This window comes from Streptomyces sp. 147326, assembly GCF_045000215.1.
Taxonomy (GTDB): Bacteria; Actinomycetota; Actinomycetes; order Streptomycetales; family Streptomycetaceae; genus Streptomyces.
This window is the reverse complement of record NZ_CP134201.1, coordinates 7,505,934-7,532,541: the sequence shown is the minus strand read 5'-3', so window position 1 is coordinate 7,532,541 and position 26,608 is coordinate 7,505,934. Positions and strand designations below refer to the sequence as shown.

Here is a 26,608-nt window from a genome sequence, read left to right as displayed (position 1 = left end):
TGTACAGTCGCCGAAATGGACACGATCAGACGTTCGGAGGCGACGTCATGACGCAACCCGTCATGCTCGACGCGCTGGATCGGCGTCTGATCCATGCGCTCCAGGTCGACGGGCGCGCCTCGTTCAGCAGGATCGCCACCGTGCTCGGGGTCCCGGAACGCACCGTCGCACGCCGCTACCACCGGCTGCGGTCAGCCCTGGTGGTCCGTGTGGTCGGGCTCGTCGACAGCCGGCGGATCGGCATGCTCGACTGGTTCGTCCGCATCGACTGCACGCCTGACGCCGCGGACGCGCTCACCACCGCCCTCGCCGTGCGGGACGACACCTCGTGGATCGCCCCGCTCGCCGGCGGAACACGGCTGACGTGCATGGTCCGCACGCCGGCCTCGAGTACCGACGGCGAGCGCCCGTTCTTCGACCATCTGCTCCGAACCCCGGGGATACGGGATGTGGAGGCGGCCTGCGTGCTGCGTCAGGTCGCCGGCGTCGGCGGCTGGGCAGGCCGGACGAGCGCGCTGGACGGGGCCGAGCAGGCTGCCCTCCTCTGCCCCGCGCTGGAGCCGCCGGGCGACCCGGAAGCGCCCGGCTGGGGCGAGGCGGAGGCACGGCTCGCGGGCGAACTGGCCCGGGACGGCCGGGCGGACGTGGTACGACTGACCGCCGTCACCGGTTGGTCGGCCTCGACCGTGCGCCGTCGCATCGCCGGCCTGCGGGCCGCAGGGGTGCTCCACTTCGAGGTGAACGTGGACCCGTCCTCCTTCGGCTTCCCTGTGGAGGCGCTGCTGTGGCTGGAGGTGGCGCCGGCCGCACTGGGCGAGGTGGCGCAGGCGCTGTCTCGACACGACGCGGTCGCCTTCGCCGCCGTCACGACGGGCCGGGCAGCGGTCGTCGCCATGGTGCTGTGCCGCGACACCGGCGCCCTGTACGACTACCTGGCCGGCCAGTTGGCTTCGCTGCCCGGCATCGGCCGGACGGAGACCGCCCTCATCCAGCGCCGCGCCAAACGTGCGGGACCACTCCTCGTGCCGGCGATGGCGGAACGGCTGGAGCGGCGCGCTCCGGGACGGCAGCAAAGGCGCTGATTCGACCCCGACTGGCTGCCTGGGGCAACCGAGTCGGGGACGCACCCGACGCGGCAGGACCGACCAGCTGATCACGGCGCTCTGAGAACACCCGCACGACGTCGGTGTCCGTCCCCTTCGGCCGCAGGCCCGGCTCGCCCGGCGCAGCAGCGCATGCGGGCCGACATGAACGACGGTGAGCAGCGCGATGGGCGCGATGGGCGCCATGACCGCCTTGGCCGCCTTCGCCGGCAGCCCGTTGCGCGGGTAATCGAGCGGCAGGACGGCGGGGTTGGCGGAGGCCTGGCGCCGTCGTACCTCCCTGCGCGACCCGCAGACCGCGCACCCGGCTGTCACCACGTCCCGGCGTCCCGGCGTCCCCGCTCCCCCGCGTCGAGCACCCCGGCCCATCCGGCCGTCACGAAACGGTCATGATCCGGTCTCATTCCGACATCAAAGGTCGGCAAGTATTCCGGCGGAGAACGTCAGCCCAGCAAAGGATCTACCGATGCTCCGTTCCCGGCGGGCCAGGGTCAGGGCCAGGACCAGGGAGCCGTACCGGCCTGTCGGGCCGTGCCGACCGGCGTTCGCGTCCGGGCCGCCTCGCGGCGGGACCTCCGATCCCTGCCCCGTACCTACGGAGCCGCGCACGTGACCCACCGCAAACCGAAGCCACGGCTGGTGTCGCGCCGCACCGCCATGGCCTGCACCGGCGGCGGACTCATCGCCACCGCTCTCGGCGCAGTCGCCGGCTTCAGCGGGGGCCCCGGGCCCGGCCGAACGGAAACGCAGGACGAGAGGGGGGCAGGGCCACCCGCCGAGACGACTCCCGAACGGGGGCAGGCGTGGATGCCGGAAGTCACCCACAAGCCGCTGGCGGTGAACTTCACTCCGGGTGGGATCAGGGAGATGCGGGGGTTGGTCATGCATGTGCAGGAGGGCGAGAACTCGCTCCACGATCGCTTCAGCGACCCGGCGGTGGAGTGTTCCTCGCACTTCTGGGTCTCGCAGTCCGGCGAGATCGAACAGTACGTCTCCGCCCACGACCGGGCCTGGGCGCAGGCCGCCGGCAACCCGTCGTGGCTCTCGGTGGAGACCTCGGGATTCGCACGTCGGCCGCTCACCGCGCAGCAGGTGCACTCCGTCGCCCGGATCTACGCCTGGGGCATGGCACAGCACGAGTGGCCACTCGAGCCCGCCTCCACACCGCTGGGTCGGGGGTTCGGCATCCACAGCATGGGAGGCCGGGACTGGGGCGGCCACGCATGCCCGGGCCTCCTCCGGTCTGCCCAGACGGGGGAGATACTCAGCGCGGTCCGCGAGATGTACCCCCTGTAGGTGTCGGGGTGTTGGCGGTGGGCCCGAGGGACCCTTCGAGGCCCCGCCTGCGCACAGTGGAAGGCGGGAGCCGATGCGAGGACTCGCGGGCGCGCCTGCCGGCCTCCCGGCGGGCACCGACTGGCCGTCGCTTCCCAGGACCGGTTCCGGCCCCGGTGCGCATGACGGCGGTCGTTCCCACTCACCGCTTACGACGCATCCCGCCTGGTGGACGGGGCGAACCGGCTGCGCCGGCCGCCCTGGACCGCTTCACCAGAATGCGCGCACCGGCGTGGAACAGCTTCAGGCCCGGAGCCTGGTCGCCGCCAGGGCGTCCTTGACCTCCCGCACCACGCGGGTGGCGTCCTCGGCGTTGTTCACCACATCCGTGTGGCTCATGTCGATGACAAGGACCTCGCTGGCCGAGTAGTGCTTGTGCACCCAGTCGTCGTAGCCGGACCACAGCGTCCGGTAGTACTCGACGAGGCTCTCGTCCTGTTCGAAACCGCGGCCCCGCAGCCCGATACGGTGCAGCACCGTCTCGAAGTCCGCCTTGAGATAGACCATGAGATCGGGTGCCTTGCGGTACGGCAGGCCGTCGATCTCGCGCATCATCTCGTTGAGCAGTCCCTCGTACACCCGCATCTCGAGGGAGCTGATCCGGCCCAGGTCGTGGTTGACCTTGGCGAAGTACCAGTCCTCGTAGATGGACCGGTCGAGGACGTTGTCGCCCTGCTTGTACGCCTCCTTGATCGAGGCGAACCGCGTCTGCAGGAAGTAGAGCTGGAGCAGGAAGGGGTAGCGGTTCGCCTGGATCTCCTCGGGGCTCGCCGTGTAGAAGAGCGGAAGGATCGGATTGTCTTCCACGCTCTCGTAGAAGACTTCGCTGCCGAGCTCCTTGGCGAGCATTTCGGCCACGCTCGTCTTACCGATCCCGATCATGCCTCCGACGCAGATCACTGCCATTCCTCACTTCTCCCTGGGGGTCTTCTGTTCGCGGGCGGGCGAGCCGGGCACCCCACACCACTGAGACGCGTGTCGGCGGTCACTCGATTCCCCAAGATCTACATGATCAGCGTCATATGGTCTCCGTCCGGACCAAGGCCCGCGACGGAGAACACCATCCTCGACCGGCCGGACCGGCCGTTCTGCAGGTGCCGCGTACAGCAACGCGCCACCGCCCTGCGACCGCCTTGAAGCATAAATGACGCTCCACCCCACGCCGGCCAGAGCCCCGGCGACCGGGAAGGCGGCCTGTGAAACGGGACTGGTCACCCCGGCCACATGGGGGGGCACCGCGGACGCCCGGGGCGACCGAGGCGGTCTCAGGGCGCGATCTCGAACTCAGGTGCCTCGAGGCTCTTCAGGCATTCCGTCTTCGGCGCGGCCGGGTCGTCGAAGAACGAGACGGTGATCTCCTGGGCGCACTTCGAGGTGGCGAACACCACGTGCGGCTCGTACGGGACCGTGACGACCTTGGCGTTGCTCAGCGTACTGGCGACGTACGGCCCGTTGTCCGCCCCGGTCTGGGAGTCGAACCCGCCCGACAGGGCGAGGGTCGGGATGTCCCCGCGCGTGACGTCCCGGATCGAGCTCGCCGCCGCGGGGACGTTCCAGACGTCGCAGTCCGGACGGAGGAAGGTGAGCTGCGGGGCCTGGGCCTGTACCGGACGGGGGAACGACGGGAAGGCTTCCTGTCCGCCGCGGAGCGCCTGCTCCTGGGTCTCGTACGGCGTCCACTCGCTGCAGAAGACGCCGTAGGCGAGTCCGTGCGCAATCCGTCCGATGGCCTGGGGGCTGAGCTTGCCGCCCGCCCACTGCTGGGCGATCCGCTGCGGCTTGCCGTTGGCCAGCTCGTCGAGGGCGGCGGGTACCTGGGGCGCCACGTGGGTGGCGGAGGTCATCCAGTTCACCAGGGCTCCGCCGTCCAGTACGACCTTCACCGGCTTGTCGCTGCCGGGGAGCGTGACGGTGGTGGTGACCGGCTTGGCTTCGAGTTCGCGGACGAGCCGCTCGAAGGTGGCCGACAGGTTCGGATAGCGCTTGTTGCACGCCGGCTGCTCCGCGCAGGCCTTGAACAGGCCGTCGAAGCCCTGCCGGGCGCTGCTCCAGGTCGCGGCCGACCCGGACTTGGACGGCGGCAGTATGCCGTCGATGCCCACCGAGCGGAGCCCCTCGGGGTGCAGGCGCATGGAGGCCAGCGCCAGGTGGGTGCCGTAGGAGATCCCGAACAGGTTCCACTGCTTGACGCCCAGCGCGGTGCGCAGGTCCTCGTAGTCGGCGGCGCTCTCGGTGTCGTTGTAGGCGCTGAGGTCGATCCCGCGGCCCGCCAGCTGGTCGCGGCAGGCCTTCGTGGCCTCAACGTGCAGGCGTTCGGTGGACGGGGCGTCGTAGACGAGGCCGACCGAGCGTGCGTTGAACTCGTCGATGTTGGGGCAGAGGAGCGTCGGGTCGGCCGAGTACGTACCGCGCTGGGACATGAAGATCACGTCACGGTCGCGGTTCAGGCCGCCGTCGATCGCCATCTTCGCCTCCCCCACGGCGTCGTCGCCGGGTCCGCCCGCGAGCCACACGATGGGGTCGGGTTTCGGCTTGTCGGTCGCGGCCGGCACGATCGCGACACCGAGTTCGATCGTCCGACCGCTCGGTTCCGCGCGGTTCTCGGGCACGGTGAGCGTTCCGCAGCGGGCCTCGTCGAGGGCCTCGATCGGTTCCGGCGTCTTCGGGCACGGGCCCGGTTCGAAGCGGGCGTCGCCCACCGTCCGTGCGGTCGTGCCGATCGGCGCTCCGGGGGTGGGAGTGGGGGTGGTGTCGGTGCGGGATTGCCCCTGAGCGGGCGCTGCGAGCAGCCCGGTGACGAGGAGACCGGTCGCCATGGTGGCCGCCGTGGCTCGGAGGCGTCGTACGGTGCGGCGGCGACGGGGCGCTTCGTGGCGTGTCATCTGGCCTCCCGGTCATCTCGGGATGATCGTGAACGGTTCGGGCTCGAGGTCGTTCACGCAAGCGGTGTCCGGGGCGGTCGGGCGGGCGAAGAACGAGGCCAGCACGCGCTGCGCGCAGGGCGACTGCGGGACCACCCAGTGGCCGATTCCCGGGACCTGTACGGCGGTCGAGCGGGACAGGTCGCGGGCCACGCCCTTCGCCCAACTCGCCCCGGTCTTCACGTCGAACGTGCCGGAGACGACGAGCGCCGGTACCGAACTGACCGTGGCCATCCGCTGGACGGACGCGCGGTCCGGGACGTTCCAGATCCGGCACACCGGGTACTGGAAGGGGAGTTGCGGCACCTGGGCCAGGACCGTGTCCGGCCAGCCGGGGAAGGCCTTGCGACCCGCCTTCAGCACGTCGGGCTCCGTGTACCCCGGCGCCCACTCGCTGCACGCCACCGAGTTCGTCAGGCCGTGCGCGAACTCGCCGACCTTCTGGACCGAACCGCCCGCGCGGGCCCGCGCGAAGCGCTCCGGGTTGCCGCGGCTGAGTTCGTCGAGCGCCGCCGGGATGTCCTTGGGCCGGGGGGTGAAGGCGACGATCAGGTTCAGCAGCGCGCCCCCGTCGAGGACGACCTTGACCGGCTTTCCTCCACCCGGCGGCGGGACGTTCAGCGTCAGGGGATGGGCCTCCAGCTTGCGCACCTGCTCCGTCAACAGCTGGGGGAGGTCCGGGTACCGGTCCTTGCAGGCGGGCTGCGCCGCGCACCCCTCGAAGATGTTGCTGACCCCCTCGGCCGTGCTGCCCCATGTCCACAGCAGGGTCACGACCTGGGGAGGTGTGACCGAGTCGATCGCCACCGCGCGGATTCCCTCGGGGTGCAGGCGCAGGTAGGTGAGGGCGAGATTGCTGCCGTAGGAGTACCCGTAGACGTTCCACCTGGGGATGCCCAGCGCCTTGCGCAGGTCCGCGAAGTCGGCGGCGTTCTCCGTGGTGTTGTAGGCGCTCAGGTCGATGCCGTCGGCCGTCAGACGGTCCCGGCACTCCTTCACCGCCTTCAGCATGAGCTGTTCCGCCTGCTGTGAGTCATAGCCCAGGCCCACGGCCCGCTCGTTGAAGCGGTCGACCTCCGGGCAGGCGAGGTTCGGCTGGTCGTAGAGGTTGCCGCGCTGGGCCATGACGATCAGCTCGCGGTCCTTGTTCAGGCCGGAGTCGACGAGGAAGGGGATGTCGTCGAACGTGTCGGCACCGGGACCGCCCGCCATGAACACCACGGGGTCCTGTGCCGGCTTCGCCGGGTTGACGGCCGCGATGACCGCCACGGCCAGCTTGATGGTCCGGCCGCCGGGGCGGGAGCGGTTCTCGGGGACCTCGAGGAAGCCGCACCGTGCGCTGCTGAGCGCTTCGATCGGCTCGGGCGGCTTCGGACAGGGACCGGGCACGAACCGGGACGGGGCTGCGGGACCGGCCCGGCCGGCGGACTGGGCGGGTGGTGACGCGGCGCTGCTCGCTGTGGGGCCGAACGCTGTCAGGCAGACCAGAGCGGCCGCGGTGGTCGCCGCGCGGATGCTGTGCTTGGGCATGTGGTCTCGTTCCTGTGCCGACATCGGCGGCTGCCCCGCCGGGCCGGGCCGCAGGTTGGGACGGAACACTCGCTCTCGACGCTACTGGGTGGACCGTACGCGCGCACGCGGAGCCATCGGCAGTCCGTGGCCCGGGCCACCGGGTGGCGCCGGGCAGGCCGGCGGGTACCCCGTGGCGGCCGTCACGGGGTACCCGGGCCTCGCAGAGCGGTCCCGACCGGGCCGGCAGACAATGAGCATGGCGGGCGGGGCCGTCCTGGGCCCGAGGCGCACCGGGCCCACCCCGGAGCAGCGAGGGACTGACTGGTGATGTCGGACGAGAGAGCCGAACGCATCGCGGATTTCATCGGGCCGCTACGGGTGGAACCGGGGTCCGAGGTTCGTCTGGACCGGGACTTCGATCCCCGCTACAGGGCCGGTCTGAAGAAGCGGGAGGGGGTCGAGCTGCTGCGGACCGGGGTGTCCTTGCTGGCCGAGTACCAGGAGCGGCTGGCCGCCCAGGACACGTACGGCGTCCTGCTCTGTCTCCAGGCGCTCGACGCCGGAGGCAAGGACGGGACGATCCGCCACGTCATGAGCGGCGTCAATCCCCAGGGGGTACGGGTCAGCAGCTTCAAGGTGCCCTCCACCGAGGAACTCGACCACGACTACCTGTGGCGGTACGCCCAGCGGCTGCCCGCGCGCGGCGAGATCGCCATCTTCAACCGCTCGCACTACGAGGAGGTCCTCGTCGTGCGGGTCCACCCCGACAACCTCGTCCGGCAGAGGCTGCCGCAGACCGCGTGCGGGCCGGACCTGTGGGACCGGCGCTACCGGGAGATCAACCGCTGGGAGCACTACCTCACGGACAACGGGTTCAAAGTGGTGAAGATCTTCCTCAACCTGTCCAAGGAGGAGCAGCGCGCCCGCTTCCTGAAGCGGATCGACCGGCCGGACAAGAACTGGAAGTTCTCCGCGGCCGACGTCCGGGAGCGGCGCCGGTGGGACGACTACCAGCACGCGTTCTCCGCGATGCTGTCGGCCACGAGTACGAAGTGGGCGCCGTGGTATGTCGTGCCGGCCGACCGGAAGTGGTTCGCCCGGATCTGCGCGGCGGCGGTCCTCGCGCACACGCTGATGGACATCGATCCTCAGTACCCCGATGTGGGGAAGGAGGCGCGCAGGGCCCTGCTCGTCACCAAACGGGAGCTGGAGCGGGAGGCGCCCGCCGGTGCCCCGGCAGATCCGTACTCCGCCTCCCGGCGGCCGGGTAAGAAGAAGCGCGGCTAGCTCTAGCCGCGGGTCCTCCGCCCGCCGACGAGCGGTGATCGCCCTCCGGGTGGGAGGGACCCGGCAGCCGTGGGTCAGGCGCTCTCGTGTCCTGCCGCGACCCGCCCCATCGTCAGCGCCAGACGTCGCACCCGGCGCCAGTCCATCGGCGGGGCGACGTGCGGTACGCCGGGCCGGTGCCGGGGGACGCGCACGCGCAGCGCGCCGGGGGCGAGACGGCAGCGCACCGGCGTGGGCAGCTGCAGGGCCTCGCCGTCGACACCGACCGGGATGACGGGAGCGTCGGCTTCGACGACGACCTCCCGGGCGGTGGCCTCGGTCAGCCCGCGGCCCTGCCCGCCCCGCAACAGGAGCTCCGTCGCTTCGGCGGCGTTGCCGACCCCGACGCACAGCACCCCCAGCCGGCCGGAATCCAGACGCCCCCGGCGTCCCAGTCCGGCCGGGTCGCCCCTCTCGTAGGGGTTGTTGCTCACGAGTACGGCCTGGGGGCCGTCCTTGGTCAGCGAACCGGCACGGACGCTCAGTCGCGCGCCGCTGTGGTGGGTCAGTAGATCCGGCAGCATCTCCAGGATGGTGCGGGCCTTGTCGTCGCGATAGGCGGGACTCTGCACGACTTCCGCGTACACGCCGAACGAGGCGTTGTTGATGAAGACGCGCCCTCCGCTCGGGCCCGCGGGCTCTCCCGCGGGCTCTCCCGCAGGCCCTCCCGCGGGCTCTCCGGCATGGAGGTAGCCGAGGTCGATGCGCAGTTCGACGCCGTCGGTCAGTGCCTCCAGGCATGTGGAGGGATCCTGCCGGTCCAGGCCCAGGTCCATGGCGAAGTGGTTGCGGGTGCCCGCGCTGATCACCATGAAGGGAAGGTCGTGCTCTGCGGCGATACCGGCGACCAGGGCCTGCGTGCCGTCGCCGCCAGCGACGCCGAGCAGGTCGGCGCCGCCCCGGACGGCGCTCCGCGCCAGCTCGGCCACGTCCTGATGCCGGGCCGGGTCCAGAACGACGACCTCGGCGCCCAGGTCCCTGGCGCGCTCCGCGAGGTGGAACTTCTCGACCTTTCCGCCGCCCGAGAGCGGATTCATGATCAGGAACGGCCGCTCGGCCCGGCCGGCGGAGCGCTCCGCCATGCCGGGCGGGGTGTCTTCGACCAGCGCGGCCCTGCCAGCGGAAACGGCCAGCGCCCACAGGCCGAGCGAGACCAGCACGACCCACAGCAGCCCGGCGGCCGCGTACAGAATCAGGACGCCGAGCGGCGCGGCGACCACCAGCAGCACGGCCAGCACCCTGATCCAGCCGGTGTGGGTCAGCATCCACCACCCACCGGCCGCCGTGAGCACCAGGCCCGCCCACCCCACGCCCATGAGCACGAGGCTGCCGAGCCCGGCGAAGACCACCAGCACCAGAACCGCCGCTACGCCGGCCGCCAAGGCCAGACGCGCGGCCCAGCGCCTGCTCATGGGGCAACCTCCCACCGCTCCACCGGCTGCCGGCCTGGAATCCCGATGCCTGCGTACCCGGTGGGCCGACTAGTCGTGGACATGGACGTCCGCGGGCCTCCACTTCAGGCTAGGGGCGGTCACCACCCCGCGCAGCATGGCCACCGGGTACGGGGGTGCCCTCGCGCAGATCACGGTGGGCGGCCGCGGCCTTCTCGTACCAGCGGCCGTACCGCTCGGCGAGGGGTACGGCGGAGACGCCGTGCAGGAGGACGCTGAGGCCGACGGTGATCGCGACCACCCTGCCGACGAGTTCCACCCCCGGAACGTGTTCCTCCACGACGAGCAGCGCCAGCACCACGGACGCGAGACCGCGGGGCCCGAACCAGCCGATGTACGCCACCGTGCGGGGGCGCAGTCCGCTCCCGGCCAGTGCGAGGACCACCGGCAGCATCCTGACGACGGTGAGGCTCAGCACCGCGTACAGACAGATCCGCCAGCTCAGGTGCTCCAGTGTGGGGCCGAGCAGCACCGCCCCGAAGACGAGGAGGCTGATCGCCGCCAGGAGTCCTCCGAGGGTCTCGGTGAACTCGGCCGTGCGGTCGGCGTCCCCCTGCTCGTCGTCGGCCGGGAAGCGGCGCAGGGCGAACCCGCAGGCGAAGCCGGCCACCCAGGCGGCGATGAACCCGCTGCCGGCCGTCACGACGGCGAGCTCGTACGCCGCTGCCGCGACGGCCAGCGGATAGAGCTGCCACCAGTCCTGCGCGACCCACCCCCGGGCCCGGGACCACTGCAGCAGCCGGCCTCCCAGCCACCCGATCAGCAGGCCGATGGCGGTGCTCAGCGCCAGGGCGCGCCAGAAGACTCCCGCAACGCCCTCCTGCGCGTAGTGCGTGCCGGGAATGGCCGCGAGGAAGAGGATGAAGAAGGGCAGCACCATGCCGTCGTTCAAGCCGCTCTCGACGTTCAGTCCGTCACGTACGAGCGCCGGTACCCGCGGGTGGGACATCGCGGTCTTCCCGAGGGCGGCGTCGGTCGGGGCGAGGATGGCACCGACCAGCGCGAGCTCCCACATCGTCAGCCCCGGCAGCAGGGGCCACGCGAGGAGCCAGCCCGCGCCGATGCTCAGGGGCAGTCCGATGCCCAGCAGACGACCGGGCAGAAAACCGCCGGCCCGGAGGTCCCGGCTGCGCACCGACAGGGCGTCGGTGAACAGCACGAGCGTCAGTGTGGCTTCGAGGAGCGCCACGATCGGCGCGGCGTCCTGCTCCAGGTTGACGATGTCCAACACGGCCGGCCCGAGGAGAACGCCGGCGCCGACGAACACGATCGCCGACGACAAGGGCGTAGAGGACAGCCGCCGCGAGCCCAGCGCGTAGGCGGCCGTGACGGCCGCCACCGCCGCAACGGTCCAGGTGCCACTGCTCACATGCCGGCCCTCCAGATCCACCTGCCGCACCACGCGTGGCCTCGTTCCTACAGGTCGACGGAGCGTGACGGACCGACGTCGGCAAGGACACGCCGCGTGATGCCACACGGGGAACCCGGATGGGAACCGGATGGCACGACCAGCCGGACCTTGGGACGATTGCCCCGGAGGAGAGCCATGAGCCACGCCCCGCCGGTTTCACCGTCGGAAGGGCCGGCACCGCGCACGGCGGACGGCAAGGACTGATCTGCGGCATCACCGCGGCCATCGGGTACGGGCTCGGCGTGATCGCGGCGTACGTGTGGCGCGCCTTCGCCGGCCGGGACGCGCGGAGCGCCTCGCGCAGGTCGTGGCTCGTGCTGCTCGTCAGCGCGATCGTGCTGTTCGGCCTCTCGTTCGGGCTCGGCCAGTACTGGCAGCACGAGATCCGCGTACGCATGGGGGTCACCGACTACAACGTCGTCACCGCCGTGGCCCGCCCCTTAGTCGCCGCTCTCGTCTTCTGGCTCCTGCTGCTGGCCGGGCGGGGGCTCCGGCGCCTTTACCGCTCGGCCGCCGACCTGCTCGGGCCCTGGATCGGGCCGCGAGCGGCACGGGTGGTCGGCTGGTGGCGGTCTGGCGTGGTCCGCGTTCTCCGGTGTCCTGCTGGGCGGCTTCGTGAACGCGGCCAACGAGGCGTTCTCCGTGCGCGACACGGAGACACCGGAAGGCGTGGACCAGCCCACCTCGACGTTGCGCTCGGGCGGGCCGGGCTCTCTCGTGCCGTGGGACTCCGCGTGGTGGAGCCCCGGGCTGGCCTTCTCCGAACCCGATGGGATCGGCGAGGCGCCCGGTTCGGACGTGCTCGAAGGGATGGTCTGGATGCCCCTCGTGCCCTTCTGGCAGGTCACCGCCGACCTCCCGTTCTCCACGGGCGTTCCGGACGGCCACGGCCACACGTACAAGGCCGCGTACGTCGACGGCTGGAACGCCGTCGAGATCGTTCTCAATCTCCTCGCGAAGGAGCAGACGCACCGGCCCAGCAGCGCCCAGGCGGTCGCCCAAGCGCTGGCGTTGGTGGAGTACAGCCCGGCCGCGGCCGTCGGCGGGAGTCCGGCAGAGGCGTCGGACCGGCTCGTGTCCCCGTACGTCAACGCCGACTTCGTTCAGCAGATCCGCGCGGTCGAGCGCCGGGGCATCGAGCTCGACCGCGAACGGGGCCCCTGGGACCAGTCGGTGGTCGACGCGCGCACGGAACTCGCCGAGCTCACCGGAAAGTCCGGTGACGCGCGCGGAGCAGCAGCCCTGTACGACCGCCTCGCTCAGGACTGCCGGCACTACTTCGGCCCCCATGACGTGCGTGTGCTCGACGCCTTCGAGGGTGTCGCGCGGTGGATCGGCAGGCCGGGCGGCCCGTAGGGCCGCAGGATCCGGCTGCCGGCCCTGGCGTACGGGCTGACGCGGCGTACTTCAGCGCTCCAGGACGATCACCTCGTACCCGGCGCCGACGACGAGCTCGCCGCCGGGGGCGAAAGCCACGGCGCGCGGATCGACCGGCAGGTGGAACCGGTGCAGGAGCGTGCCCTTGCCCAGGTCCCAGATTCGTACGGTGTAGTAGTCGGCGGTAACGGCCACCGGCAGCCCGTCCAGCAGGCCGACCTCCACATCGGACACCCAGCCGTGACCGAGCCGGTGACGCAGCTGCCGGCTCCGCAGATCCCACACTTGGGCCCCGTTGCGGGCGGTGGCCACCAGGACCACGGGGGTGCGTCCGTCGGTGCCGCAGACCATGGCGTTGACCTGGTCTGTAAGGCCCTCCAGGTCGCCCACCCAGGTCCGGCCGGTGACGTCCCAGAGCCCCGTCTGCCGCTGGGTGCCCCGGAACAGGTGATGCCCCGCGATCACGGCCAGGGGCCTTCCGTCCACGAGAGTCCAGGCCAAGCCGGTCGGGGTGCCGGCGGCGGCCCCGAAGGTTGCGCCGATCTGCAGGGTTTTCAAGTTCCAGATGCCCGTCCGGGCCCCGTCGGGTCCCACCTGCCCGACCAGGGCGACCGGACCACCGTCGACTTGTCCGCAAACCAGAGCTGACTCGTAACCCACCTCGGTTCGTCCAGTCTCTGACCCGTCCGCGAGGTTCCACATCCGAACGGTGTCGTCGTGTCCGCGGGTCACGGCGACCGGTGTGCCGTCAACCGTTGCGCAGGCCACGCTTTCCACCCAATGGGCGTGCCCTTCGAGGCGGTGCAGCTCCCTTCCGGAGGACAGGTCCCATACGCGTGCCGTGTGGTCGTGGCTCGCCGACACCGCGATGGCAGCGCCGTCCGCAACGGTGCACGCGACCGCCATCACCCGGCTGGAATGGCCGTTGGGCGCGACCTCCTCGACTTGCTCCTCCAGGGTCCACAGGCGGACGGATCCGCCGCTGCCGGAGCTGGCGGCCACCGGCCGGCCCTCCACGCTCGTGATCACGATGGAATGGACCCAGTCCGTATGGCCGTTCAGCCGGGCGAGCAACTGGCCGCCCCCGCCCGGTCCTTCCCGCAGCTCCATCGAGCCGTCCCCGTAGCCCACCACCATGACCGTGCGGCCGTCGAGTTCCGTGAAGGCGACGGCCGTGATCCAACCGTGCCCGACGCGGCAGGAGGAGACGACGGTGTCGGTGGCCGGGTCGCGGAACTGAAGCTTGCCCTCGCGGTAGCCGAGGGACACGAGCTCGCGGCCTTCCAGAGCAAGGCTCGCCACCGCCCGGCAGTCCTTGGAGTCGTGGAAGAGATCCCGCTCCCCGGTCTCCAGGTTCCACCGCCGCAGCGAACCGGAAGGCGAGCCGACCAGAGCGGTGGCGGCCCCTCGCGTCTCCAGACAGAGGACCGAAAGGACATGGTCGCTGTGCCCGGCCCGCCCCAGAAGGGTCGCGCGGACCTTGCCGGACATCAGTTCCCGGGTCCAGGCCGACCCGTTCGGGGCACAGCCGACGATCAGCACCTCGCCGTGGACGCGGGTGCAGGCCAGGCCCGCCACGACGGGGTCCGTGGCCAGTTCGTCGGCGCTGCGGTCGGCCTCGGCCTCGGCCTCGGTCCGCACCACGAACCGACGGAGTTCGGTGCTGCGTGCGAGGTCCCAGACGCGCAGGGTTCCGTCGTCGGATGCGGTGACGACCAGCGTGACACCGTCCACCTCGATGGAGTCCATCGCCGTCACCCGCCCGGTATGCCCGTCCAGGGTGGCGACGCAGCTCTGCTGCGCCGGATCCCAGACCTGCACCGGCCCCTCGTACCGCGCGCTGAGCACCACCGGCATGCCCTGTAGCTCCGCCGCGACCAGCGGATGGGCGGACCAGGAGCTCAGCTCGCCCCGGAACAGGCTGCTCGTCTGGGACCCGGTCGCCCACCGCGGTGTCCACTCCAGGCGCCGCCCCAGCCTGCTCCGGTGCTCCTCCAGCCGGTACCGGGCCGCGTCCACCGCCATCACCTGGGCCCGTTCGTCGACGCCCTGCCCGCGGTAGCGGTGGGCCGAGGTCCGGTACATCGTGCGGACGCGCTGCGCGTCAGCGCCCCGTACGCCGTCCATCGCGGCCAGCAGCCCGTCCGGATCCGCGTGCACCAGGAACCACGGGTCCCGCAGCAGGCGTTCGAGGTCTCCCGAAGCCGCCGCGTGGCCCGCCAGGTGGGCGTGGACGTACGGGTGCGCGCGCTCCCACTCCGGGCCGTCGCCGTCGGCCCGCGGCGGCACCGAGGCGATCAGCTCGGCCGTCATCCGGCGCTGGTCCTCGCGGCTGCGCCGCGGATCGCGCAGGTGCTCGGCCAGCGCCTCGTGGTACAGCCGGAACACCGACCGGTCCTCGCCGGCCGGCACCTCCACCACGTACGCCCCCGCCTGCCGCCACAGCCAGTCCACGTCGTCGTTGGTGCACTTCTCGCCCGACAGGGCCGCCGCCAGCGGGGCCCACAGCGAATCCCACGGCAGGCCGGAGCCCTCCGCGTACGCCAGCGGCCGCAGCAGCCGCCGTACCCGGTCCTCGTTCTCCCCGTACCGGGCGAGGTAGGCGTCGAAGGCCTGCCCGACCTCCGAGGGCAGCTCCTCCTCCCAGCCCGGCCGGGAGGGGTCGGGGTTCAAGTCCCCGTGCAGCAGGGCCCGTACGGTCATCCGGGCGACCAGGAAGGAGCGGCCCGCCCGCCGGGCCACCGCGGCGGCGACGGCCTCACGGTCCGCCTCCGTCAGCCCGCCGGGCATCCCGGCCAGCGTGCGCCGCGCGTACAGCTCGATGTCGTCGCGGCCGGTGTACGCGTCGGTGTCCAGGTCGACGACCTCGACGGCCCGGCCCAGTTCGGGGATCATCGTCCGCCGGGTGCCGACCAGCAGCCGCAGGTTGTGCAGGACGGACATCGGCCGGAGCAACTCACGGGCGATGCGCTGCGGTTCCCGCCCGCCGACGCCCGTGCCCGCCTCCTCCAGTGCGTCGATCAGCACGGTCCGCAGGGGGCCCTCGTACTCGGCGAGCCGGGCCAGCAGCTGCGGCGGGCTGTCCGCCTCCACGTCCAGCGCCGCCGCCAGCCGGGCGGTGAGCCGTTCCAGGGTGGTGCCGTGCGCGTGGACGGAGAGCGTCACCGAACCGGGCGGCGGCAGCAGGTGCGCGGAGGCCTCCGGGTGGTCCGGGCGAGCCAGCGCGAGCAGCCGGCCCAGGACGGCCGACTTGCCGGAGCCGGGGTCCCCGGTCACGACCCGGGCCCTGGCGTCGTGGACGGGATCGCGCAGCCAGCCCGCCAGCGTGGCCAGGGCCTGCCGGCGCCCGGTGAACCAGTCGCCCGGCTCGCTCGCGTACTCCACACCTCGGCCCCGCGGGCCGAAGTGCGCGGTCCACTCCCGCTGCGACTCCACGTCCATCGCCTCGTCGGGCAGGCCGGGCCGGTACTTCGGATTGGGCAGGAACGGCGGGACCGCGTAGCCGGACACCGCGTGATAGCTGGCGCACTGATCCGGCCGGTGCTCCCGGAAATGGCCGTTGACCTGGTCGGTCACCGTGGGGATGTCCAGGTACGGCTGCCGCATCCCGGCCGTGCCCGCGCGCACTGCGGCCTCCAGGGCGGTGACGAAGGCGTGGTCGTACGCGAGCTCGCGGGAGCGGGCCGAGGCCACCAGCCACAGTCCGTCGGACCCCGCGGGCCGGTAGTCCACCAGCTGGCCGGTGACGTTCGCGATCTCGGCCGCGCCCAGTTCGGCGTAACAGGTGTCGAGCAGCAGCAGGACGTGCCCGACCGGGGTGTCGGCCAGCAGGTCCGCGAGCTCGCGGGAGGCGAGGGTGGTGCTCATCCGGTCGTGCCGGCTGTTGCGGCAGGTCAGCCGGTGGGAACGGTCGTCGCGCAGGCCGTGCCCCGCGTAGTACACGACGAGCACGTCCTCCTTGCAGCGCTCGTCCGCCTTGAGCCAGTCCTCCAGACCGGCGCGCACCTGCTGGGCGTCGGGTGCGCCGGCGAGCTGCGGGAGGATCTCCGCGTACCCGAGGGAGGAGAAGAGGGCCTTGACCCGGCTCAGGTCCTCGGACACGCCGGGCAGGTCTTCGAGGTGCGGGTCGGCGGTGAACGTGCCGGTGCCGAAGGCGAAGACGTACCGGTTGAGGCCGTCGGGGGCCGGGCCGTTCGGTGCGTCCGGTCCGTCCGGTCCGTCCGTTGCGGGGGCGCCCGTGTGCGGGCCGTGTGTCACCGGGCCAGCCCGGCGGCGATCGCCGTTCCGGTCTCCACCGCCGTCAGGTAGGCGCGCATGCTGTGCATCTCGGAGCCGTTGTCCACGGGCAGGTCCCGGACCTCCGGCCCGAACCGGGGGGCGAGTTCGCGGACGAGGGCGACCGCGTCACCGCGGTCGGCCAGGTTGGTCCACTCCTTGACGGGGGCCGGCCAGACCCCCGTGCCGTCCTGCCGCGGTGCGGGCTGCAGGCGGTCGTAGACCAGCCCGGCCAGGCCCAGCGGGGAGCCGAGGGTGACCAGGTTCAGCGGCGGCCGGTCGGGTCGGAGGGCGCACAGCGCCTCGTACGCGACCACCGAGCCCAGCGAGTGGCCCACGACCACCCGGGTCTCGGGGGTGATCAGCTCCGCGGCCCGGGCCCGTACGGCGGCACGCAGTTCGGGCTCGGTGAAGTAGCGGCGCACCTGCTTGAGGTCCGAGATGAGCAGCCGGTCGGAGACGGCCCCGAAGAAGCGGGTGCGGGTGAGGGCGTGCAGGGCGCGGCGGACCCGGTCCACGGCGAGGGGGCGGGAGGCGAGCCGGCCGACGGCGCCACGGGGGGCGGGGCCGGGGCCCGTGCTGTGCGGACCGGCCGCGCCGGGACCCGTACGGTCCGGGCCGGCGTTGTCCGGTCCGGGGATACGGGGGTCCAGCCGGGCGGCCTCCCGCCACCAGGCCTCCAGCAGCTCGGTCTCGAAGCCCGGTTCCACGTCCTCGGCCCGGTAGTACGGCTCGCCGCGGGTGCCGGGCTGCCGGTAGAGGTCCCCGTATCCCGCGCAGGCGATGTCGCCGTCCGCGAGCCGTCCGAGCGTGGGATCGCGGCGCAGCGCCAGTCCGACGCCGCCGCGCAGCGCGGGTTCCACCTCCGCCAACAGGGTCTCGGCGGTGTCGAGTTGCCGCCCCACCCCGTGCACCACGACGACCCGGCTCATGCTCCCCCTCATGCCCGTCCTGCACTTCTGTCGCGAGCATAGTCGGGGGCGGGCCCCCGGGGCGGGTCCTTCCCTTCCGCCGGCCTCGTGGTCAGAAGGCCGAGTGGGCGAACCAGTGGGCGAGCAGGTCCGGGTCGCCGAGCAGCCTGAAGGCGTCGCTCCGGTGGTCCAGCCGGCCGTAGAGGAGCAACAGGAGGTCGGAGGCGGTGCCTTGGACCGTGCCGTCCGCCGCGCAGGGCCCGGCCTGGTCGGCCACCAGGGCGAAGCCGTCGGTGCGCAAGGCGACCAGCCAGTCGCCGTCGCCGTCCGTGCAGCTGAAGCGAACGGTCCGGTCAGGGGCGCGCAGTTGGGCGGTCAGCGGCGCGAAGGAGGAGGCGAACGGCAGGTTGGTGAGGAACTCGTCGATGCCGTCGACGGCCAGTGCGCGGTCGACGTGCGGCGCGAGCCCGAGGGCCAGTTGGGCGTCGACCCGGTGGACGAGGGTCTCGAAGAGCATGCGCCGGACCCAGAACCGGGCGTGCTGGTCGACCCCCCAGGCCCACATCGGTGCGTCCAGGTCGGTGGCGGCGAACACCTCTGCGGCCTCCCCCGCGCTCGCGGCCAGCCAGTCCGGGAGGGCGTCGGGGCGCTCCGGCAGGCGCAGGTCGACCTCACGGCTGGTCGGCGGCTGCTGGATGCGCCGTCGGAGCAGCTCGGTGAACCAGCGGTGCACGCTGCCGACGTGCCGCGTGAGGTCCTCGAGCGTCCAGCCGGGGCAGGTCGGCACCGGGGTGGAGAGGTCGGCCGCCCTGACCGTGGCGACGAATCCGGCGGTCTCGGCCGCGACGGCCGCTCCGTGCTGGGCGGGGTTCATGTCTGTGCCCTTCCTCTGATGGTGCTGCCGCGGGCGGCAAGGATGCTTAAGGAAGTAGATGATTCATGTCTTCAAGTAATATGACGGTAATTCGCAACCGTTGACGATGTCAACTTTCGCTCCGCGCGGCTGCGCGCAGCGCCCCGATGACGGCGGTGTGCGTCGGATTCGCGGTCTCCGTGTGACGCGTCGCGGCGAACAGGAGGCGCCGGATCGGGCGGTCCCCGATCGGTGCCGTGCGGATTCCCGGCGTGGCCGGGTCGATGGCCGTCCGGGGGACGAGCGCGGTGGCGAGGCCTGCCCGCGCCAGGGCGAGCTGGGCGGCGATGTCGGCGGTGACGTAGCGCGCCGTGGGCGTGAAGCCGGCTTGGTGGCAGGCCTGCAGGATGGCCTGCCCGCAGTCCGTGCTCGGCGGCGGCACGGCGAGGCTGTGCGTGGCCAGTTCCCGCAGGGCTACGGGCCGCTCGCCGGCCGGGCCGGCCGCGGTGACGACGAGCAGCGGATCGTCGAGCAGGGGCGAGACCTCGATGCCACGGGGCACGGCGTCGGGCAGGTGGTGATAGCGCTGCCCCAGCACCACATCGACGGTGCCGAGCGTGAGTTCCCGCAGTTGCGCCTGGTCGGTGACGAGACAGGTCACGGCGAGTTGCGGGTGGTCGGAGCCCAGCGCGGTCAGCGCGGGCGCCACGATCCTGGCGACGGTCGACGGCAACGCGGCCAGTGTGGCGGTGGCTCCGACCGTGCCCTTGACCGCCGCGAGGGCGCTCTCGGCTTCGTCCACGGCGGCGAGGATCCGGTCGGCGTGCTCGAGGAGCACCCGGCCCGCCTCCGTCAGTGCCACGGTTCGCCCGTCGGGGCGCAGCAGGTCGACGCCCACGTCGTGCCGCAGCGCGGACAGTTGCTGGGACACGGCGCCGGCGGACAGCGCCAGTGACTGGGCGGCCGCGGCGATGGAACCGCGTGCGGCGACGGTCTTGAGCATGTGCAGACGGCGGATATCCAGCATGACTCGATAGATTACCTAAAGGGTTCCGACAGAAAACATCCCCTTGACCTGTTCAGTCAGGGTGGGCGACCTTCAGCGCATGGAAATCTTCGACTGCATCGCCGCAGCTGCCCGGCCCCTCCACGATTTCGGCGACGAGTTCATGTCGGACGAGGCGACCGCCGCCGTCGGTCTGCGCGCGGGGTTCGCCCCGGGGCGCGGCTTCTACTGCCGCGGACGGTTCGGGGTGCTCGGCGAGGCACCCGCCGCGGTGGTCCAAGCGGTGCAGGGCTTCCTCGGCCCCCGCCTGGTCTCCGCGGGCTGGGAGGCGGGACGGGCCGTGATGCCGGCGGAGCGAGCCGCCGCCCGCTACGCACGGGCAGTCCGGAGGTGGGGGCGCGCCCACATCCCCGCCGACGTCGACGTGGAACACTTCAACCGCCTGGCACAGCAGCTCATCGACGCCGCCGACGCGGACGCTCTGCCTCTGTTCGCCGGCTGGCGCGCGCAACCCTGCCCGGGCGACGACCCGGTCGGTGCGGCCATGCAGCGCATCCACGTGCTGCGGGAACACCGCGGCGCCTGCCATCTGGTGGCGGTGCGGCAGAGCGGACTGAGCGCCCGAACGGCCATGGTCGTCAACCTCGGCATCGAGCAGGCCACCCGCTACGGCTGGCAGGATCCGCAGCCTGCCACCGCAGCCCGGATCCTCCGATGGCAGCGTGCCGAGCGGCTCACCGATGAGCTGCAGGCACCGCTCTACGCCACGCTGACCGACGGGCAGCGCGCCGAATTCGCCCGGCTCGTCGACGCGTTGACGGCCCCGCCTGCTCCGTGACGGCCGCCAGGACGGCGTCCGGCGAGCCGGGAAAGCGGGCGTGGCGCACTCGTGGTCGAGGGCATCTGAGCCGCCGGGCGGCCCGTCAGCGCAGTTGGCGGTGGACCAGGGTGTGGAAGAGGCCGGCCGTGTCGGCGAGCAGCTCGGCGGGCGGGCCCTGCTGGACGATGCGGCCCTCCGACATGGCGATCACACGGTCGGCGTCCATGATCGTGGAGAGCCGGTGGGCGATCACGATGCGGGTGGCGTGCAGGGCGCGGGTGGATTCGATGACCACGCGCTGGGCTTCGTTGTCCAGGGCGCTGGTGGCCTCGTCGAAGAACAGGATGCGCGGCTTGCGGATCAGGGCCTGGGCGATCATCAGCCGTTGGCGCTGGCCGCCCGAGACGGTGCCGCCGCCGTCGGACAGCATGGTGTGCATGCCCATCGGCATGGCCTTGATGTCCTCCGCCAGCCCCGCCATCGCGGCGGCCTCCCACGCCTCCTCCGGTGAGAACGTCCCGGCGCCGCAGATGCAGTCGAGGATCGAGCCGGTGAAGGGCTGGGCGTTCTGCAGGACGACACCGCACTGGCGGCGCACGGCCGCCTGGTCGAGCGCCGCCAGGTCCTGGCCGTCGTACAGCACGCTGCCGGAGACGGGCTTGTCGAAGCCGATGAGCAGGCGGAGCAGGGTGGATTTGCCGCAGCCGCTGGCCCCTACGATGGCGACGAACTCGCCGGGCCGTACCCGGAAGTCGACGTCGTCGAGGACCAGCGGACCGTCGTCGGCATAGCGGTAGGACAGGTTCTTGGCCTCGATGGCGCCGGTCAGCTCGCCGGGCCGGGTACTGGAGCGGACCACCTCGGGAATCTCCCGCAGGACCGGCTTGATCTGCTCGAACATCGGCAGCACGGCCGCGGCCGAGATGAGCGCGCCCGTCAGCTGAGTGACCGAGGACAGCAGCATCGTCAGCGCGGTGCTGAAGGTGAGGAACTCGCTGGCGGACATGGCGCCGCGGGCCGGTCCGGCCAGCAGCACGAACATCACCAGCGTGCACAGCGGCAGGTAGACGGCGCCCAGGACCGTGATGACGTTCTGGATCCGGCCGATGCGCTGCTGCAGGTCGCGGGTACGGGCGAACTCGCGTGCCCAGGCCGCGTACGCGAAGCTCTCGGCCGCGGCGACGCGGAGTTTGGGCAGGCCTCGCAGGGTCTGGAAGGCCTGGTTGTCGAGCTGGTGGCCGAGCTTGATCAGCCGGCGCTGGTAGCGCAGCTGCCACAGGCCCAGGCCCAGGAAGACAGCTGCGATGACGACCAGCATGGCGAGCGCCGCCATCGCCAGCGGCACGCTGTAGACGAGCAGCAGCACGAGGTTCATCGTGCCGACCGCGCCCGCCTGTACGCAGACCGGGCCGATGCCGGACAGCACGCGGCGGATGGCGCTGATCCCCATGGCCGCGCCGGCCAGTTCGCCGGTGGAGCGGCCGGCGAAGAACTTCGTCGGCAGCCGCAGCAGCCTGTCCCACACCGCCGGCTGCAGGGTGGCCTCGATGCGGCCCTCCATGCGCAGGAGCGAGGTGTTCTGCAGGAGCATGAAGACGGCCGAGACGATGCCGGTCGCGATCAGTGCCAGCCCGGTCTGCACGATGAGGCCGTTCTCGCCCTGCGGAACGTACCGGCCGAGGACCTGGCCGGTGGCGAGGGGCACCAGGGCGCCCAGGACCACCGCGACCAGCCCGCCCAGGATCAGGCTGCGCAGCTCCGGGAAGGTGCCGCGCACGCTGAACCGGAGCAGCGCCGGCAGGCCCACCCGTCCGTCGGGCAGGGGGCGGTACAGCATGACGGCGCGCGGTTCGAAGGCGGTCTCATTAATCCTGGAGACGCGCTCGCGCGTGCCGGTGGCGGGGTCGACCGCCTCGTAGCCGCCGCGCCGCCACAGCAGGGCGACGGGCGTGCCGTCCTTCTCGCGACGGCCCACCAGGGGACCGCTGTTCTCCCGCCACCAGCGCCCGCCGAGCCTGACCTCGCGGGTGCGGATCCGCGACGCGAGCGCGATGCGTTCGACGGGGTCCGTCTGGCCGGACGCGGGGCCCCCGGCCTCGCCCGGTTCGGACAGCGCGATGCGGGCCGCGTCGGCGACCAGGCGGCACACGGCGAAGGTCGCGTCGGCGCTCCCGCTCCGGTGGGGATGCCGGCCGGAGCGGTCGATGGACGCCAGCAGCGTCCGGTCCGCCTGGGTACGGGCTGCCCGGCCGGCCTCGATGCCGGCGGCCGTGCGGTCCTCGTGCGCGCGCTCCTGCTGTTCGATCCAGCCGTCCAGGGCGTACAGCAGGCGGTGCTGCTGGTCGACCATGCCCTGCCACATCGCCGCGTCGACGAGAAGGGTGCCGACCGCCTCCGCCTCGTACACCGCGCCGTACTGGACGCTGCCGGGGGTGATCTGCATCCACAGGATGTCGTCGTCGGCGCCGCCGTGGCCGGTGGTGGCACTGCCGTCCAGGGGTGCTTGGTAGAGCACGCGCAGGCCGCGGCCGATGCCGCGCGCGAAGGCGTCCTCGAGCGGGCTCAGTCCTCCTGCGGCGGGGGCGCCGTCATGCCCTTGATCGGCGTACCACGGTCCGCCGTGGAACTGGCCGGCATGGAACTGACCGCCGTGGAACTGGTCGCCGTGGAACTGACCGCCGTGGAACTGGTCGCCGTGGAACTGACCGCCGTGGAACTGGTCGCCGTGGAACTGGTCACCGTGCTCCGGGCGGTACAGCTCCCGCAGTTCGATGCGGCGCAGCCGGCACCCCTGCAGGGGCCGGCCGACCAGGGTGTGGTCGGGGCCCTCGGCCGGGCCCAGCAGCAGGGTGCCCGGCTCCAGGCGGCCCAGGAAGTGCCAGTGCCCGGCCTGCGCGGCGTCGACGGCGAACAGGTCCAGCTCGCCCTCGACGACGAGCCACAGGACGAGCGGGCCCTCCAGGGACAGGCTGCGCAGGCCCGTGCAGTCGACGGGCGAGCCCAGGGCGCCCAGGGCCGCGACGACCGGGTCCGGGGCCCCGCCCGGCAGACCGGCGGGGGTGGCGGTTCCGGCGGCGGTGGCGTGGTGCGCGTGCGTCACCTCAGTGCTCCTTGACCAGTGCGGCGTACGGCCCCTGCGCCGCGACCAGGTGCTCGTGCCGCCCGCGTTCCACGACCGTGCCCCGGTCGAGTACGACGATCTCGTCGCTGTCGCGGACCGTGCTCAGCCGGTGGGCGATGACCACACAGGCACAGCCGCGCCGGCGCAGGTTGTCGATGATGACCTGCTCGGTCACCGCGTCCAGGGCACTGGTCACCTCGTCGAGGACCATGACGCTGGGGCGGCGCACCAGCGCGCGTGCGATCTCCAGCCGCTGGCGCTGGCCGCCGGAGAAGTTGCGGCCGTCCTGCTCGACGCGGCTGTGGATGCCGCCGGGGCGGCGGGCGATCACGTCGTGCACGGCGGCATCCTCGAGCGCGGCGATGACGGCCTCGTCGGCGATGGTGGGGTCCCACAGCGTGACGTTGTCGCGGACGGTGCCCTCGAAGAGGAAGACGTCCTGGTCGACGAAGGAGACGGAAGCGGCCAGCGCGCCGCGCGGGATGTCCTCCAGGCGCATCCCGTCGATGCGGATGGCCCCCTCCCAGGGTGTGTAGAGGCCGGAGATCAGCCGGGAGACGGTGGACTTGCCGCTGCCGGAGCCGCCGACGAGCGCGACCTGCTGACCGGGTCCGACCGACAGCGAGAAGCCCTTGAGCAGCGGCGCGTCGAGTGGGCTGTAGCCGAAGGTGACGTGCTCCAGCTCCACCTGGCCCTTGAGGCGCCGGGTGCCGGCCGCGGGCTCGCGCCGCGCGTGGACCGGTGCGACGGGAAAGTTCTCGACGTCCTTGAGGCGGGCGACGTCGGCCGCGAAGTCCTGGATCCGGCCGGCGACGCCGCCCAGCCGGGAGATCGGCGCGGTGAAGCTGGTCACCAGGGCCTGGAAGGCGACGAGCAGACCCACGGTGAGGTGCCCTTCCACCGCCCGCAGGCCGCCGATCATCAGGATCAGCGCGCTGTTGAACGCCGCCAGCGTGGGCGCCACGATCGCCAGCCACGCGCTGGGCACGCCGAGCCGCTGCTGTACGTCGAGGGTGACGGCGTGCTGTCCGGCCCAGCGGCGGAAGAAGCCGTTCTCGCCGCCCGTGGCCTTCATCGTCTCGATGAGCTGGAGACCGCTGTACGAGGTGTTGGTGAGCCGGGCGCTCTCGGCGCGCAGCTTCTGGGTACCGGTGGCCCTCAGCCGGATCACGATCCGCATCGCCAGCACGTTGAGCAGCGCCACGGCCACGCCGACGAGGGTGAGCTGCGGATCGTACGTCCACAGCAGCACCGCGTAGAGCACGACCACCACGGCGTCCACGCCCGCGGCGGCCAGGTCCCGGGCGAGGGTCTCGGCGACCGCGTCGTTGGACTGCAGGCGCTGGACCAGGTCGGCCGGGTTGCGCTGGGAGTAGAAGGCGACCGGAAGTCTGAGCAGGTGCCGGAAGAAGCGGGCGCTGCCGAGGGTCGAGGAGATGATGCGCCCGCGCAGCAGGTTGGCCTGCTGCAGCGCGGTGAGTGCCGCGGTGAGGACGAGGGCGACGGCCATCGAGGCGAACAGCACGCCCAGCAGGGACGTCTGCTCCCCGATGAGGAACATGTCGATGTACGTGCGGCTCAGGGCCGGTACCGTCGCGCCGACGGCGACCAGGAGCAGACTGGAGAGCACGGCGGCGGCCATGGTGCCCGAAGTTCCGCGCAGGCGGGCCGGCATGGCGCCCAGGACGCCCGGCTTCCGGCCGCCGCGGCGGAAGCCGTCACCGGGCTCGAAGGTGAGGACGACACCGGTGAAGCTGGTGTCGAACTCGTCCATGGGGACGAACCGGCGGCCCTTACCGGGGTCGTTGACGTACACGCCCCTGCGGCCGAGCCGCCGGCTCATGCCGTCGTAGACGACGTAGTGGTTGAACTCCCAGAAGAGGACGGCCGGGGCGCTCACTTCGGCGAGCGCGGCCAGGTCCATCTGCATGCCCTTGGCCTTCAGCCCGTAACCGCGGGCGGCCTTGAGGAGGTTGCTGGCGCGGGAGCCGTCGCGGGAGACGCCGCAGGCGATGCGCAGTTCTTCGAGGGGGACGAAGCGGCCGTAGTGGCCGAGCACCATGGCCAGGGCGGCGGCGCCGCACTCCACCGCCTCCATCTGCAGCACGGTGGGGGTGCGTACGGGGCGGGGCGCCTTGCCCCTGGGGGTCCTGGGGACCGTACGGGCGGACGCGGACCTGCGGCGGCCGCCCCCCTTGGGCTCGGGGCGGTGGCGCCGGCGTCCGGGGGGAGGGAGCTGCGGGGCCTGCGGCCGGGCCCCGGTCTGCGGGGAGGTCTGCGGGGAGGTCTGGGGCGCGGTCATGGGAGCAGCCAGTCGACGGGGCGCCGTGCGGCGAGGTGGACGGCGCCGGTGACCGGCGTCCGCGAGTCGACGGCGTACGGGGGCCCGTCCGCGGAGGACCACCGGTAGCCGGACTTGGTGGAGGAGGAGGGTTCCAGCTGGACGAGGACGGCGACCGGGTTGCCGTGGCCGGAGAACTGCTCGGCGAGCCCGCTGTCGCCGAGGAAGCCGCCGATCTGCGCCGGCGTCTGGGGCGCACGGCCGACCGCCTTGACGCGGCCGCGCAGCATGCCGAACTGCTGCTGCGGGACGGACTGGACGCTCAGGTCGACCGGGGCGCCGACGGGGATCGCCGAGCCGCTGCCACCCGGCACGTACAGGACGGCCACCAGGGGCTCCTCCGAGTCCCTCACGCGTTCCACGGTCGCCACGTCCGCGCCCGTGGCGACGACCGAACCCACCTTGGCCACGAGTGTCGTCAGCCGGCCGGCGGTCACCACGCGCACGGGGCGGTCCCCCTGCTCCGTACGGACGTTGAGCAGGGGGGCACCGGCGGCCAGCAGTTGACCCTCCTCGGCGAGGACTCCGGTCACCTGGCCCGCGACCGGGGTCTGCAGCACGTAACTGCCCTCGGCCCGGGTGAGGATGCCGGGGGCGCTCAGTTTGGAGGACACGGTGCCCGTGAAGGCCCAGAAGCCCGCGGCTGCGATGACGACGACCGTGACGGCCAGGACGAGGCGCCCCTGTGGGCGCGCAAAGCGAACGGGCAGGTCGAGTTCTTCGGGCGATTGCAGCTTGGAAAGAGCCTTTTGGCGAAACTGCACGGATCATTCCTTCCACTGCATTTACGTCTGCCGGGCAGGCGGGCAGCCAGGAACCCCGGAGCCGTGGGGGACGCTCCGGGG

At 72.2% G+C, this 26,608-nt stretch carries 17 protein-coding genes and 1 pseudogene; 6 read left to right on the top strand and 12 right to left on the bottom strand.

Annotated features, from left to right (window positions below):
* Positions 1 to 47: 47 nt before the first annotated feature.
* Positions 48 to 1,082: an Lrp/AsnC family transcriptional regulator gene (locus RIU97_RS34540; protein WP_404961426.1), complete on the top strand. Its 1,035-nt coding sequence runs from the start codon at positions 48 to 50 to the stop codon at positions 1,080 to 1,082.
* Positions 1,083 to 1,712: 630 nt separating this feature from the next.
* Positions 1,713 to 2,399, top strand: a complete 687-nt coding sequence (locus RIU97_RS34535; protein WP_404961425.1) for an N-acetylmuramoyl-L-alanine amidase — start codon at positions 1,713 to 1,715, stop codon at positions 2,397 to 2,399.
* Positions 2,400 to 2,681: 282 nt separating this feature from the next.
* Here RIU97_RS34535 and RIU97_RS34530 read toward each other — a convergent pair whose 3' ends face one another.
* From RIU97_RS34530 to RIU97_RS34520, 3 genes are all read right to left on the bottom strand, one after another.
* On the bottom strand, positions 2,682 to 3,344 hold the full coding sequence (locus tag RIU97_RS34530) for a deoxynucleoside kinase (RefSeq protein WP_404961424.1): 663 nt from the start codon (positions 3,342 to 3,344) through the stop codon (positions 2,682 to 2,684).
* A 359-nt stretch (positions 3,345 to 3,703) separates the two neighbouring features.
* Positions 3,704 to 5,320: an alpha/beta fold hydrolase gene (locus tag RIU97_RS34525; protein ID WP_404961423.1), complete on the bottom strand. Its 1,617-nt coding sequence runs from the start codon at positions 5,318 to 5,320 to the stop codon at positions 3,704 to 3,706.
* Between the two features lie 12 nt (positions 5,321 to 5,332).
* Entirely contained in the window at positions 5,333 to 6,889 is a 1,557-nt protein-coding gene (locus RIU97_RS34520) for an alpha/beta fold hydrolase (RefSeq protein WP_404961422.1), read from the bottom strand.
* 309 nt (positions 6,890 to 7,198) lie between these two features.
* Between RIU97_RS34520 and RIU97_RS34515 the strand changes: the two genes are divergently transcribed.
* Positions 7,199 to 8,158 carry a polyphosphate kinase 2 family protein gene (locus tag RIU97_RS34515; protein ID WP_404961421.1) on the top strand — a complete coding sequence of 320 codons (960 nt, stop codon included), beginning with the start codon at positions 7,199 to 7,201 and terminating at the stop codon, positions 8,156 to 8,158.
* Between the two features lie 74 nt (positions 8,159 to 8,232).
* Here the strand turns inward: RIU97_RS34515 and RIU97_RS34510 are convergent, their stop codons facing one another.
* Both RIU97_RS34510 and RIU97_RS34505 read right to left on the bottom strand, forming a co-directional pair.
* Positions 8,233 to 9,609, bottom strand: coding sequence for a diacylglycerol/lipid kinase family protein (locus tag RIU97_RS34510; protein ID WP_404961420.1), 1,377 nt, complete (start codon positions 9,607 to 9,609; stop codon positions 8,233 to 8,235).
* 109 nt (positions 9,610 to 9,718) lie between these two features.
* Entirely contained in the window at positions 9,719 to 11,017 is a 1,299-nt protein-coding gene (locus RIU97_RS34505) for a cation:proton antiporter (protein ID WP_404961419.1), read from the bottom strand.
* 119 nt (positions 11,018 to 11,136) lie between these two features.
* On the opposite strand from RIU97_RS34505, the pseudogene RIU97_RS34500 reads away from it, so the two are divergent.
* Both RIU97_RS34500 and RIU97_RS34495 read left to right on the top strand, forming a co-directional pair.
* Positions 11,137 to 11,731: pseudogene (locus RIU97_RS34500) on the top strand (alpha/beta-hydrolase N-terminal domain-containing protein); the annotation flags it as partial.
* Positions 11,729 to 12,415 (top strand): alpha/beta-hydrolase family protein, encoded by a 687-nt coding sequence (locus RIU97_RS34495; protein WP_404963045.1) that lies wholly within the window; start codon positions 11,729 to 11,731, stop codon positions 12,413 to 12,415. The pseudogene RIU97_RS34500 and the gene RIU97_RS34495, both read left to right, overlap by 3 nt.
* A 51-nt stretch (positions 12,416 to 12,466) precedes the next feature.
* On the opposite strand, the gene RIU97_RS34490 is transcribed toward RIU97_RS34495, so the two are convergent.
* The 4 genes from RIU97_RS34490 to RIU97_RS34475 all read right to left on the bottom strand — a co-directional run bounded on the left by RIU97_RS34490 (position 12,467) and on the right by RIU97_RS34475 (position 19,502).
* Positions 12,467 to 16,693: a caspase family protein gene (locus RIU97_RS34490; protein ID WP_404961418.1), complete on the bottom strand. Its 4,227-nt coding sequence runs from the start codon at positions 16,691 to 16,693 to the stop codon at positions 12,467 to 12,469.
* Positions 16,690 to 17,643 carry an antibiotic ABC transporter ATP-binding protein gene (locus RIU97_RS34485; RefSeq protein WP_404961417.1) on the bottom strand — a complete coding sequence of 318 codons (954 nt, stop codon included), beginning with the start codon at positions 17,641 to 17,643 and terminating at the stop codon, positions 16,690 to 16,692. Before RIU97_RS34485 ends, RIU97_RS34490 begins: the two co-directional genes overlap by 4 nt.
* A gap of 91 nt (positions 17,644 to 17,734) precedes the next feature.
* Positions 17,735 to 18,496, bottom strand: a complete 762-nt coding sequence (locus RIU97_RS34480; RefSeq protein ID WP_404961416.1) for a maleylpyruvate isomerase family mycothiol-dependent enzyme — start codon at positions 18,494 to 18,496, stop codon at positions 17,735 to 17,737.
* Positions 18,497 to 18,605: 109 nt separating this feature from the next.
* Positions 18,606 to 19,502, bottom strand: a complete 897-nt coding sequence (locus RIU97_RS34475; RefSeq protein ID WP_404961415.1) for a LysR substrate-binding domain-containing protein — start codon at positions 19,500 to 19,502, stop codon at positions 18,606 to 18,608.
* A 79-nt stretch (positions 19,503 to 19,581) separates the two neighbouring features.
* On the opposite strand from RIU97_RS34475, the gene RIU97_RS34470 reads away from it, so the two are divergent.
* Positions 19,582 to 20,319, top strand: coding sequence for an SCO6745 family protein (locus tag RIU97_RS34470; protein WP_404961414.1), 738 nt, complete (start codon positions 19,582 to 19,584; stop codon positions 20,317 to 20,319).
* Between the two features lie 85 nt (positions 20,320 to 20,404).
* Here the strand turns inward: RIU97_RS34470 and RIU97_RS34465 are convergent, their stop codons facing one another.
* Genes RIU97_RS34465 through RIU97_RS34455 form a run of 3 tightly spaced genes read right to left on the bottom strand, consistent with a single transcriptional unit; the run spans position 20,405 to position 26,527 of the window.
* Complete coding sequence (locus RIU97_RS34465; RefSeq protein ID WP_404963044.1) at positions 20,405 to 23,350, bottom strand: NHLP bacteriocin export ABC transporter permease/ATPase subunit; 2,946 nt, start codon at positions 23,348 to 23,350, stop codon at positions 20,405 to 20,407.
* Positions 23,351 to 23,402: 52 nt separating this feature from the next.
* Positions 23,403 to 25,724 carry an NHLP family bacteriocin export ABC transporter peptidase/permease/ATPase subunit gene (locus RIU97_RS34460; protein WP_404961413.1) on the bottom strand — a complete coding sequence of 774 codons (2,322 nt, stop codon included), beginning with the start codon at positions 25,722 to 25,724 and terminating at the stop codon, positions 23,403 to 23,405.
* Positions 25,721 to 26,527 carry a hypothetical protein gene (locus tag RIU97_RS34455; RefSeq protein ID WP_404961412.1) on the bottom strand — a complete coding sequence of 269 codons (807 nt, stop codon included), beginning with the start codon at positions 26,525 to 26,527 and terminating at the stop codon, positions 25,721 to 25,723. Before RIU97_RS34455 ends, RIU97_RS34460 begins: the two co-directional genes overlap by 4 nt.
* Positions 26,528 to 26,608: the final 81 nt, after the last annotated feature.

Excerpts from the sequence above, each read along its gene's own strand:
- RIU97_RS34540 (WP_404961426.1), top strand. The coding sequence starts at position 48 with ATGACGCAACCCGTCATGCTCGACGCGCTGGATCGGCGTCTGATCCAT.
- RIU97_RS34530 (WP_404961424.1), bottom strand. The coding sequence starts at position 3,344 with ATGGCAGTGATCTGCGTCGGAGGCATGATCGGGATCGGTAAGACGAGC.
- RIU97_RS34525 (WP_404961423.1), bottom strand. The coding sequence starts at position 5,320 with ATGACACGCCACGAAGCGCCCCGTCGCCGCCGCACCGTACGACGCCTC.
- RIU97_RS34520 (WP_404961422.1), bottom strand. The coding sequence starts at position 6,889 with ATGCCCAAGCACAGCATCCGCGCGGCGACCACCGCGGCCGCTCTGGTC.
- RIU97_RS34515 (WP_404961421.1), top strand. The coding sequence starts at position 7,199 with ATGTCGGACGAGAGAGCCGAACGCATCGCGGATTTCATCGGGCCGCTA.
- RIU97_RS34510 (WP_404961420.1), bottom strand. The coding sequence starts at position 9,609 with ATGAGCAGGCGCTGGGCCGCGCGTCTGGCCTTGGCGGCCGGCGTAGCG.
- RIU97_RS34485 (WP_404961417.1), bottom strand. The coding sequence starts at position 17,643 with ATGAGCCGGGTCGTCGTGGTGCACGGGGTGGGGCGGCAACTCGACACC.
- RIU97_RS34480 (WP_404961416.1), bottom strand. The coding sequence starts at position 18,496 with ATGAACCCCGCCCAGCACGGAGCGGCCGTCGCGGCCGAGACCGCCGGA.
- RIU97_RS34475 (WP_404961415.1), bottom strand. The coding sequence starts at position 19,502 with ATGCTGGATATCCGCCGTCTGCACATGCTCAAGACCGTCGCCGCACGC.
- RIU97_RS34470 (WP_404961414.1), top strand. The coding sequence starts at position 19,582 with ATGGAAATCTTCGACTGCATCGCCGCAGCTGCCCGGCCCCTCCACGAT.
- RIU97_RS34460 (WP_404961413.1), bottom strand. The coding sequence starts at position 25,724 with ATGACCGCGCCCCAGACCTCCCCGCAGACCTCCCCGCAGACCGGGGCC.